The organism is Mesorhizobium sp. WSM1293 (genome assembly GCF_000513875.1).
Lineage (GTDB): Bacteria > Pseudomonadota > Alphaproteobacteria > Rhizobiales > Rhizobiaceae > Mesorhizobium > Mesorhizobium ciceri.
In genome coordinates this window covers 61,487-72,881 of record NZ_AZUV01000009.1, presented here as the reverse complement: position 1 = coordinate 72,881, position 11,395 = coordinate 61,487, and the positions used below count along the sequence as shown (strand labels likewise).

At 63.8% G+C, this 11,395-nt stretch carries 8 protein-coding genes; 5 read left to right on the top strand and 3 right to left on the bottom strand.

Annotated elements, in window-relative coordinates; translation table 11 throughout:
• Positions 1-29: 29 nt before the first annotated feature.
• Positions 30-1,025 (bottom strand): rhamnose ABC transporter substrate-binding protein, encoded by a 996-nt coding sequence (rhaS, locus tag M729_RS0112095; protein WP_013533599.1) that lies wholly within the window; start codon positions 1,023-1,025, stop codon positions 30-32.
• A gap of 55 nt (positions 1,026-1,080) precedes the next feature.
• Complete coding sequence (locus M729_RS0112090; RefSeq protein ID WP_013533598.1) at positions 1,081-1,890, bottom strand: DeoR/GlpR family DNA-binding transcription regulator; 810 nt, start codon at positions 1,888-1,890, stop codon at positions 1,081-1,083.
• A gap of 184 nt (positions 1,891-2,074) precedes the next feature.
• Here M729_RS0112090 and M729_RS0112085 point away from each other — a divergent pair, with 184 nt between their 5' ends.
• The 3 genes from M729_RS0112085 (at position 2,075) to ggt (ending at position 7,527) form a co-directional block, all read left to right on the top strand.
• Positions 2,075-4,177 carry a bifunctional rhamnulose-1-phosphate aldolase/short-chain dehydrogenase gene (locus M729_RS0112085; RefSeq protein ID WP_027161700.1) on the top strand — a complete coding sequence of 701 codons (2,103 nt, stop codon included), beginning with the start codon at positions 2,075-2,077 and terminating at the stop codon, positions 4,175-4,177.
• A gap of 12 nt (positions 4,178-4,189) precedes the next feature.
• A complete protein-coding gene (gene rhaI / locus M729_RS0112080) occupies positions 4,190-5,479 on the top strand; it encodes an L-rhamnose catabolism isomerase (RefSeq protein ID WP_027161699.1) in 1,290 nt (429 codons plus the stop codon).
• Between the two features lie 308 nt (positions 5,480-5,787).
• Positions 5,788-7,527 (top strand): gamma-glutamyltransferase, encoded by a 1,740-nt coding sequence (gene ggt, locus M729_RS0112075; protein WP_027161698.1) that lies wholly within the window; start codon positions 5,788-5,790, stop codon positions 7,525-7,527.
• A gap of 86 nt (positions 7,528-7,613) precedes the next feature.
• Here ggt and M729_RS01000000134945 read toward each other — a convergent pair whose 3' ends face one another.
• A complete protein-coding gene (locus M729_RS01000000134945) occupies positions 7,614-7,961 on the bottom strand; it encodes a hypothetical protein (protein ID WP_032808338.1) in 348 nt (115 codons plus the stop codon).
• Positions 7,962-8,466: 505 nt separating this feature from the next.
• On the opposite strand from M729_RS01000000134945, the gene M729_RS0112065 reads away from it, so the two are divergent.
• Positions 8,467-9,342: an ABC transporter substrate-binding protein gene (locus M729_RS0112065; RefSeq protein ID WP_013533593.1), complete on the top strand. Its 876-nt coding sequence runs from the start codon at positions 8,467-8,469 to the stop codon at positions 9,340-9,342.
• Positions 9,335-11,383 carry a Fe(3+)-hydroxamate ABC transporter permease FhuB gene (fhuB, locus tag M729_RS0112060; protein WP_027161697.1) on the top strand — a complete coding sequence of 683 codons (2,049 nt, stop codon included), beginning with the start codon at positions 9,335-9,337 and terminating at the stop codon, positions 11,381-11,383. The genes M729_RS0112065 and fhuB overlap by 8 nt, the downstream gene beginning before the upstream one ends.
• Positions 11,384-11,395: the final 12 nt, after the last annotated feature.

Below are 11,395 nucleotides of genomic sequence, written 5' to 3'. Positions count from 1 at the left end.
CCGCCGCGTCAGCTCTAGAGAACTCCAGATCAATAGATCTTGGAGAACTTTTCGATGTTCGACTTGTCGAACTGGAAGGGCGGAGCCATTGCAGCCGAGTTGGTGTCGTCGAGCGTGACCTTGCCGACGCGGCCGATCGACAGCGTGGCGCCGGGCTTTGCCTCTTCCTTCTTCACCGCCAGATCATGGGCGAGGTAGACGGCCGAGTAGCCGAGGTCGATCGGGTTCCACAGCGCAACCGCCTGGCTGGAACCGTTGTCGATGAACTTCTTGAACTCGGACGGCAGTGCGAGACCGGTGACATTGACCTTGCCGATCAGGTTCTCGTCGGTGACGACCTGGGCGGCGGCAACGACGCCGACGGTGGTCGGCGCGATGATCGCCTTCAGGTTCGGATAGGACTTCAACAGGCCCTTGGCTTCGTCGGTGCTCTTGGCCGAATCGTCATCGCCGTAGACGGTGGCGACGAGTTTGATCTTGGGGAACTTCTCCGGCAGGATTTTCTTGGCCGCGTCGATCCAGGCGTTCTGGTTGGTGGCGGTCGAGGAGGCCGACAGGATGGCGACCTCGCCGCCTTCCGGCAGGTGGTCGGCGGCAAGCTTGATGATGGTCTCGCCGATCAGGCCGGTATCGGACGGGTTGAGGTGAAGCTGGCGGCCTTCCTTAGCGACGCCCGAATCCCACGAGATGACGGTGATGCCGCGTTCCATGGCCTTCTTCAGCACCGGCACCAGAGCGTCGGCGTCATTGGCCGAAATGGCGATGGCGTTGACCTTCTGCGCGATCAGCGAATTGACCACTTCGATCTGCGCTTCGGCGGTCGCCTTGGTCGGGCCGGTGTAGATGATGTCGACATCGCCGAGTTCCTTGGCCGCCTCTTCGGCGCCCTTGTTGGCGGCATCGAAGAAGCCGTTGCCGAGCGACTTCACCACCAGCGCGATCTTGACGTTTTCGGCGTAGGCGGCATTCACGAACATGGCGGCTGAGAATGCAGCCGTCACCATCAATTTCTTCAAGAAGCTCATCGAATTTCCTCCCTTGAGCGTTGCATTCCATCGCCGCTGCGAGCGCGAGTTGGCCTCAGGCCTGCAGTGAAGATTCTTCCTTGTTGGTTGCGGATGTGCGGGCGACGATCAGCGTCACGCCGGCGGTCTCCAGCATCTTGGCTTCACGATCCTCGATGCCGTCATCGGTGATGACGGTGGCGATGCGCGACAGGCCGCACAGGATGAGGCTGGAGCGTTTGCGGAATTTCGAGGAATCGACCAGCACCACCAACTCGTCGGCCTGGTCGATCAGTTTCTGCTCCGCCTGGATCAAGAGCGGATCGCCCTCCATCAGGCCGAGCGGCCCCAGACCCTGCGCACCCATGAACATGCGGCGCGCATAGAAATTGCGCGTCACGTCGTTGTCGAAGGGCGACAGGATGATGTTCTGCTCGCGATAAATGGTGCCGCCCGACAGCATCACCGTATTCTTGGAGTGCTTGAGCAGGTGCTCGGCGATGGGGAACGAATTGGTGAAGATCGGCATGCGGCGGCCGGTCAGGAAATGCACCATCTGGAAGGTGGTGGTGCCGCCATTGATGATGATCGGTTCGCCGTCGTTGCACAGCTCGACCGCTTCACGCGCAATCGCCCGCTTCTGCGAGGCGTTGATGGTTTCGTTGACGGAAAAGGGCCGGCCGGCCAGCCCGATGAACTGCGGCGGCGAGATTGCCTCGGCGCCGCCGCGCACGCGGCGCAGGCGCTTCTGGACGTGGAGAGCCGCGATATCGCGCCGGATCGTCGCCTCGGAGGACTCCGTCAGGTCGACCATCTCCTGCACCGTCACCACAGGCTTTTCCTGGACGGCGGACAGAATGATCCTGTGGCGCTCTTTTTCGTGCATGGTTCCTCCCTGCCCGGGCATCTAGGCACCCAAAACGCGCAGTGTCAATCATTTCCGATCATATAATTTCATTGTGCAGTGCAATATGATCGATATTGATCGTTTGTGATTGACAAGCCGACCGCTTCCGTGGAAATTCGGGCCAAATGGCCGCGCCTTCTGCGTGCCTTCGGGAGGATTTCTTATGCTCGACAAGCGCACCGGCGCGCGCCTCGCCAATCTGTGGGACGAGGCCAAGGCTCACGCCATGAGCGGGCCGGAACTTCTGGTCTACCGTTCGAACACACTTGGTTCCGACAAGCGGGTCACCAACTATGGCGGCGGCAACACGTCGTCGAAGATCTGGCAGAAAGACCCGCTCACCGGCGAGGATGTCGAAGTGCTGTGGGTTAAGGGATCGGGCGGCGACAGCGCCTCGATCAAGCTGGACGGCTTTGCCACGCTCTACATGGACAAGCTGCGCGCGCTCAAAGGCCTCTATCGCGGCGTCGAGCACGAAGACGAGATGGTCGGCTTCCTGCCGCACTGCACCTTCAACCTCAATCCGCGTGCGGCTTCGATCGACACGCCGCTGCATGCCTACGTGCCGAAGCCCTTTGTCGACCACATGCATCCCGATGCCATCATCGCCATTGCCGCGGCGAAGGATTCGAAGGCGCTGACGAAAGAAATCTTCGGCGAGGCCATCGGCTGGCTGCCGTGGAAGCGCCCTGGCTTCGAACTTGGCCTGTGGCTGGAGAAATTCTGCCTCGAACACCCAGCCGCCAAGGGCGTCATCCTGGAAAGCCACGGCCTGTTCACCTGGGGCGACACCCCCAGGGAATGCTACGAGACGACGATCTCGGTGATCAACCAGGCGATCGAATGGTTCGAGCGCCGCTCCGAGGGTGTCGCTATCTTCGGCGGTGAAGCGGTCAAGTCGCTCGACGCCACTGAGCGCCGTGCCATCGCGGCCAAACTGATGCCGAGGATTCGCGGCCTGATCTCGGAAAGGAGCCACAAAACAGGCCATTTCGACGATTCCACTGCTGTGCTCGAATTCGTCAACTCCAGGGATCTGCGCCCGCTGGCGGCACTCGGCACCTCATGCCCCGACCATTTCCTGCGCACCAAGATCCGCCCGCTGGTCATCGAATTCGATCCGGCAAAGCCCGATGTCGATGCCGTCATCGCGCGTCTTGCCGACGACATCGCCGAATATCGCGTTGGCTACCAGGCCTATTACGACAGCTGCAAGCATCCGGACTCGCCCGCCATCCGCGATCCCAATGCCGTCGTCTACCTGATGCCCGGCGTCGGCATGTTCACCTTCGCCGGCGACAAGGCGACGGCGCGCATCTCGGGCGAATTCTATGTCAACGCCATCAACGTCATGCGCGGCGCCTCCACCGTGTCGTCTTATGTCGGCCTGCCTGCACAGGAAGCCTTCGACATCGAGTACTGGCTGCTCGAAGACCTGAAGCTGCAGCGTATGCCGAAGCCGAAGTCGCTTGCCGGCCAGATCGCCCTGGTCACGGGTGGCGCCGGCGGCATCGGCCGCGCCACGGCCAACCGCCTGCTGCGCGAAGGCGCCTGCGTGGTGCTGGCCGACATCGACGAGACAGCACTGGCCAGCGCCAATGACGAACTGGCGAAAGTCTACGGCAGGGACTTCGTGCGGCCGGTGCTGATCAATGTCACCTCGGAGGAGCAGGTCATTTCGGGCTTTGCCGAGACAGCGGTCGAGTTCGGCGGCATCGACATTCTGGTGTCGAATGCAGGGCTGGCCTCCTCGGCGCCGATCGAGGAGACGACGCTGGCGCTGTGGAACAAGAACATGGACATCCTGTCGACCGGTTATTTCCTGGTCTCGCGGGAAGCGTTCCGGCTGTTCCGCGCGCAGAAGATTGGCGGCAACGTCGTCTTCGTCGCCTCCAAGAACGGCCTTGCCGCATCGCCGAACGCCGCCGCCTATTGCACCGCCAAGGCTGCCGAGATCCATCTCGCCCGCTGCCTGGCTCTGGAGGGCGCGGAGGCGCAGATCAGGGTCAATGTCGTCAACCCGGACGCGGTGCTGCGCGGCTCGAAGATCTGGACCGGCGAGTGGAAGGAACAGCGCGCCGCCGCCTACAAGATGTCGACCGACGATCTGGAGGAGCACTATCGCTCGCGTTCGATGCTGAAGCGCTCGGTCTTCCCGGAAGACATCGCAGAGGCGATCTATTTCCTGGCGTCCGACATGTCGGCCAAGTCGACCGGCAACATCATCAATGTCGACGCGGGCAACGCCCAGTCGTTCACGCGCTGAGCGGAGGGGACGATGGAACACATCATCTCCGCCGGCCTCGTCGACAAGGACAACGCCGCGCGCAAGGCCAACCTCGAGCGCGACTACGCCTCGCTCGGCGAGCGGCTCGACCGTCGCGGCATCGCCATCGACGCTATCAGAGACAAGGTCGAGAAATTCGCGGTCGCGATCCCGTCCTGGGGCGTCGGCACCGGCGGCACGCGCTTTGCCCGCTTTCCCGGTGCCGGCGAGCCACGCGATATCTTCGACAAGATCGAGGATTGCGCCGTCATCCAGCAATTGACGCAGGCGACGCCGACCGTTTCCCTGCACATTCCGTGGGATAAGGCCGATCCGAACCGGCTGAAGCAAGCGGCCTCGCGCTTTGGCCTCGGCTTCGACGCCATGAACTCCAACACCTTTTCCGACGCCAAGGACCAGAAGCTCTCCTACAAATTCGGCTCGCTGTCGCATGCCGACGCCGGCACGCGCCGGCAAGCGGTCGAGCACAATCTCGAATGCATCGAGATCGGCAAGACGCTCGGCTCCAAGGCGCTGACGGTGTGGATCGGCGACGGTTCGAACTTTCCCGGCCAGGTCAATTTCGCCAAGGCATTCGAGCGCTATCTCGACGCCATGAAAGAGGTCTACGCCGGACTGCCCGCCGACTGGAAGCTGTTCAGCGAGCACAAGATGTACGAGCCGGCCTTCTATTCCACCGTCGTGCAGGACTGGGGCACCAACTACATGATCGCGCAGGAGCTGGGCGACAAGGCGTTCTGTCTCGTCGACCTCGGCCACCATGCCCCAAACGTCAACATCGAGATGATCGTGTCGCGGCTGATCCAGTTCAAAAAACTCGGCGGCTTCCACTTCAACGATTCGAAATATGGCGACGACGATCTCGACGCCGGTTCGATCGATCCTTACCGGCTGTTTCTCGTCTTCAACGAACTGGTCGACGCCGAACTTTCCGGCGCCGAGGGGTTCGACCCGGCCCACATGCTCGACCAGAGCCACAACGTCACCGATCCGATCGAAAGCCTGATGCTGTCGGCAGTCGAGGTGCAGCGCGCCTATGCGCAGGCGCTGCTGGTCGATCGCAAGGCGTTGGAAGGTTTTCAGGATAGCAATGACGCGTTGATGGCGACGCAGACGCTGAAAGCGGCCTACCGCACCGATGTCGAGCCGATCCTCGCCATGGCGCGGCTGAAGACCGGCGGCGCCATCGACCCGGTCGCCGCCTATCGAGCGGCGGGTTACCGCGCCAAGGTTGCAGCGGAACGCCCTGCAGTCGCTGGCGGTTCGGGCGGCATTGTCTGAGGCCGAGCCGGCCCCCTCATCCGGCCGCTTTGCGGCCACCGCCCTCCGGGCGTTCGTTGTTCGAAAAGCCAAGCAGTTGGCTTTTCGCCCGCTGCGCGGACCACGCCTCACCCCCGCAGGGAGAAGAGACTGGCGTCAGCGCTGACACCTCCTCTCCCCTCGGGGAGAGGTCGGATTGCCCCGAATTGCCCTTCGCAATTCGGTTGGCAATCCGGGTGAGGGGGCTCTTTCTCGTGCTCCCTTAATTGTTAGTGGACTCGATCCGTCCAACACGGTCTTCTAGGCATCCCCCCGCCCGGAGAACCGCCATGCCTCTCAACCGTCGGACACTGATCGCCGCCAGTCTTTCCATCACCTTTGTCCTGGCGCCGTTGACGAGTGTCTTCGCCGCCTCGCCGGCGCCGGCCAAGGGCGAGCACGGCATGGTGGTGACGGCCCAGCATCTGGCGTCCGAAGTCGGCATCGAGGTGTTGAAGAAGGGCGGCAATGCTGTCGACGCGGCGGTTGCCGTCGGCTATGCGCTCGCCGTCGTCTACCCCAATGCCGGCAATATCGGCGGCGGCGGCTTCATGACCATCCGCTTCAAGGACGGCAAATCGACCTTTCTCGATTTCCGCGAGCGGGCGCCGCTGGCGGCGACAAAAACCATGTATCTCGACAAGGACGGCAACCCGGTGAAGGGCGCCAGCCTCGACGGCTATCTCGCCGTCGGCGTACCGGGCTCTGTGGCTGGCTTCGAGATGGCCCGTGAAAAATACGGCAAATTGTCCCGCCAGGATCTGATGGCGCCGGCAATCGGCTACGCCAAGGACGGGTTCATCCTCAATCAGGGCGACGCTGCCTCGTTTGCCGGCAGTGCCGACAGGCTGGCGAAGGACCCCGCGGCCGCCGCCATATTCCTGAAACCCGACGGCAAGCCCTATGGCATCGGCGAGCGGCTGGTCCAGCCCGACCTCGCCGCCTCGCTCGCCGCCATTTCCGAAAAGGGTACGGATGCCTTCTATAAAGGCGCCATCGCTGACGCCATCGTCAAGGCGAGCGGCGCCAAGGGCGGCATTCTCGCCAAGCCGGATTTCGAGCAATATGCGGTGCGTGAGCTCAAGCCCGTGACCTGTACCTATCGCGGCTACGAGATCACCTCCTCGCCGCCGCCCAGCTCCGGCGGCATCATCATCTGCGAAATCCTCAACGTGCTGGAGGGCTATCCGCTGTCCTATCTCGGCGCAGGTTCCGCCGAGACGGTCCACGTCATGGTCGAGGCGATGCGCTACGCCTATGTCGACCGCAATTCAGCGCTTGGCGATCCTGATTTCGTCGACAACCCGGTCTCGAAACTGCTTGATAAGGCCTATGCCAAGGATATCCGCGACAAGATCGACCCGTTCCGGGCCGGCGTGTCGCAGGATTTGATGCCGAAGGGCTTTGGCGAGAGCAAGGAGACGACGCATTATTCGATCATCGACGATGCAGGCAATGCGGTCGCGGTCACCTACACGTTGAACGGTTCCTTTGGAGCCGGCGTCGTCGCCGACGGCACCGGCATCCTGCTCAACAACGAAATGGACGATTTCACCCAGAAACCCGGCGTGCCCAACCTCTATGGCCTGGTCCAGGGCGAGGCCAACGCCATCCAGCCGAAGAAGACGCCGCTGTCGTCGATGAGCCCGACCGTGGTCGCCAAGGACGGCAAGCCGTTCATGGTCATCGGCAGCCCCGGCGGCTCCCGCATCATCACCATCACGCTGGAAGCGATCGTCAATGTCATCGACCACGGCATGAACATCCAGGAGGCGATTGACGCGCCGCGCATCCACCATCAATGGCTGCCCGACAAGGTGTATGTCGAGCCGTTCGGCCTGTCGCCGGACACAGAAAAGCTGCTGGCCGGCATGGGATATCACCTCGATCTCGCCGACCAGACCTGGGGTCAGGCCGCCGGCATCCTGGTCGGCGGCAAGAGCCTGGCGGAAATCGAGAAAGGCGGCGGCGCGCGCTACAACGGCGCCATCGACAGCCGCGCGGCCTCTGGCGAGGCGCTCGGATACTGACAGCTCGGAGGAAAAGCTTGGAGCAGCGTGGCGATTCGGGTTGATCGCCCGCTGCTCAAGTAGATCGGCTCACACCGACTTGACCGTCACAAGACCAGCGTGAGGGTGGACGCAACCAGCATCAAGGCGGCAATGCCGACGAACAGCGCATAGATGCGCGGCCGGTCGAGCAGCAGCGCATTTCCGGAGATCCAGGCGGATGTGGCGCCGCCAAGCGCGAAGAGGAAGCCGTTGCGGTGCCCGAAGACCATCGATGCGGCCATCAGCCCGCCGATGATCAGCGCACCGAACACGATGATCACGGCAACGGCATATCTCTCGAAATCATTGCCGCTTCCCATGCTCGGGCCGATTGCGTTCAAGGTTGGCAGGTCGTCCGGATCGAAAGGGTTCGTCGACCCGTATTCGTCTTGACCGGCAGGCTCTCGCATCATTCGTTCTCCGTATAGCGGCAACAAATCATCAAGCCTTGCCGAGTGCAACCCGATCACGCTGCCTTGATGCGTTCGACCGGTCCTTGACGTCTTCAGGTGGCGGCTTGCTGCCGGCTTTTGGTTCTTGGCCGTCTTTGGTCTCTCAGGCAATCCAGGAAACGGCTGCCCAAAGGCGACCGTAGCTCCCTCTATCATGGAATGCATTCGTGGAGGAAAAATGATGCGGGGCGCGGATTGGGCTTCGCAAACCGTGATTCGGACGGTGACGTCGCACAGGGTTGTTGTACGGGCGAATCGCCTTGCGGCCAGTGGGCGTCTGCGCTTGGCATGCGGTTGCGTGAAAGTTGACTGGGCAGGCATCTTAAATGTTGACTAGTATACTCATGTTTCATAGTCACCGGGCAGTGGTCACTGGAGACCAACCCCCCGAAAAGCAGGGCCGGCCGCATTGCAGAGAGACCAAGAGCCCCAGTCGAGAGCCGCGCCCGATCATTTACGCAGCCGAATGACCCGGCGCCAGGCGCTCGGGCTTTTTACGCTGCCGTTCGCCGGCATGGGGTCCTCCACGGCTGAAGCCCGTCCGTTGCGCATCGTCTGCCTGGATGACGGGTTGACCGAGACCTTGCTCATGCTCGGTGTCAGCCCGGTCGCCATTGCCGATCGGGAGGTCTGGGAGAAATGGGTGGTCGAGCCGCGGCTGCCGCCCGACATTGCCGATCTCGGCACGCTGCTCGAGCCCAATCTCGAATTCCTGCAGCAGCTCAGGCCCGACATCATCCTGTCCATGCCGTATCTCGACGGCATCAAGCCGCTGCTCGAACGCGTGGCTCCAGTGACGACGATCGGGCTCTATACCGAGGCCGGGCAGCCCTATCGGCGCGCGCTCGAGGCGACGCGCCAGCTCGCCGGGCTTGTCGGCAAGGAAAGCGAAGGCGAGGCGCTGATCGCGGCGACAGACGCGTATCTTTTGGAGGTTCGCCAGCAGCTGGCGCCGCTTTCGGCACGGCCGATCTATGTCGTCAGCTTCCTGGACCCCCGCAATGTGCGCGTCTACGGCGCAAAGAGCCTGTTTCAGGAGGTGTTCGACCGCATCGGGCTCAGTAACGCCTGGACGGCCGAGACCAACTATTGGGGGTTTTCGACCGTCGGCATCGACGGGCTGGCGACATCCAGCGATGCGCGCCTCGCCTATCTCGAACCCTTGCCTGAGGGCGCCGGCGGCACGCTGACCGAAAGTCCGGTCTGGAATGCCATGCCCTTCGTGCGCAACCGCTCGATCATGCGCCTTCCTGCCGTCCTGATGTTTGGCGCGCTTCCATCCGCGAGCCGTTTTGCTCGGGTCCTGGCATCGGCGATGACCGCGGAGGCCGCCCATGGCTGAGGATGCTGCCATTGCCCAAAGGGGGAAGCCTGCGTCGGCCGGCCGGGCCTCCGTGTGGAGCTTTTCCAGCAATCAGCCGGTAGGCGCGATCCTGCTTTGCGCGGTGCTGCTCGCGGCTGCGGCAGCGGCAACCGTCTCGAACCTCACCGTGCAACTGCCATCGGCGCTCTGGCTCCAATCGCTCGCCGCCCCCGACATCGCTGACATGCGGCAGGTGCTCGTCCACTATGCCTTCCTGCCCCGGCTTGCGATCAGCCTTTTGTGCGGTGCGGCGCTCGGGCTTGCCGGAACTGTCCTGCAGCAGGTTCTGCGCAACCCGCTCGCCTCGCCTGAAACCGTCGGCGTCTCGGCCGGTGCCTATCTGGCGCTGGCACTGGCGACGCTTCTGTCACCGTCCCTGCTTGCCTTCGGCCGCGAATGGGTGGCGCTGGCCGGCGCATTTATGGCCCTTGCTGCCGTCATCGCTCTGTCCTGGCACAAGGGCCTGTCGCCGCTTTCGGTGGTGCTGGCGGGGCTTGTGGTCAGCCTCTATGCCGGCGCCATCGGTGCCGCTCTCATCGTGCTGCGGCACGAATGGCTGGCCAGCCTGTTCATCTGGGGCGCCGGTTCGCTCGGCCAGCAGGATTGGTCGACGACGCTGTGGCTTTTGCCACGCATCGGCACTGCTGCGCTTGCGATCTTCTTCATGGTGCGGCCCCTGACCCTGCTTGGCCTCGACGATGAAGGCGCGCGCAGCCTTGGCGTGCCGCTCGGCGCCTATCGCTTCGCCGGACTGGCGGCCGCCGTCGCGCTGATCGCCTTTGTCGTTGCCGCTGTCGGCGTCATCGGCTTCGTCGGCCTGGCCGCGGCGACGCTCGCGCGCATCGGCGGTGGCCGGCGGCTTGGCCAACAGCTGGTGATGGCGCCGCTGATCGGCGGCGCGTTGCTGTGGGCCGCCGATCAAGGCGTGCAGATCGCCACCGGGCCGCAAGGCGACCTGCTGCCGACCGGAGCGATCACAGCACTTCTCGGTGCGCCGCTGCTGCTCTGGCTGCTGCCGCGCCTTGCGCTTGGCTCGGAAGCCCCGACCTTGATGGCCGTGCGCCTGCCGCGCGCAAGCCGGCCCGGCCTTGTTCTGATGGCACTCGGCCTGGCTCTGCTTCTGCTGCTCGGGCTGGCCCTGCTCTATGGACCGGGTCCGCATGGCTGGACCTTCGCCTTCGGCGACGAGCTGCAGCCTTTGCTGTCGTGGCGGTGGCCTCGCGTGCTTGCCGCGCTGAGTGCCGGGGCGATGCTGGCGCTTGCCGGGCTGATGATGCAGCGGCTGACCGGCAATCCGATGGCCAGCCCCGAAGTGCTGGGCATCAGTGCCGGTGCCGCCCTTGGCATGATGGTGGCGCTGTTTGCGCTCGTCGATGCCGGGCGCCCGGTTCAGACGGCGGCGGCAACGATCGGCGCCTTCGCCACTTTGCTGGTGACGCTGGCGATCGGCCGTCGTGCCGCCTATGCGCCGGAGCGGCTGCTGCTTGCCGGCGTTGCCCTGACGGCCTTGTTCGACGCGCTGATCCTGGTGCTCACCGCGACCGGCGATCCTCGCGCCATGCTGCTGCTCAACTGGCTGACCGGTTCGACCTATGGCGTCGATGTCGGTGACGCCCTGCTGACCGGTGGTATCGCGGTCTGCCTCTTCGCGCTCGCGCCTGTCTTCGTGCGCTGGCTCGACATCCTGCCGCTCGGCTCCGCCGCCGTTCAGGGCCTTGGCATCAACCTGAAGAGGGCGCGGCTTCTCGTGCTGCTGGCCGTCGCGGCACTCACCGCGGCTTCGACGTTGATCGTCGGTCCGCTGACCTTCATCGGCCTTATGGCGCCGCATCTTGCTCGTCGCCTTGGCCTTTCCCGTGCGCTGCCGCAGGCCATTGGCGCGGTGCTCGCCGGCGCGCTGATCATGGTCGCCGCCGACTGGGTGGGCCGGATCGCCATCTTCCCGCGCCAGATCCCGGCCGGTCTCGTCGCCACGTTGATCGGCGGCCCGGTGCTGATGTGGCTGCTGCGCCGCCGCTGACCGTTTTGCCCT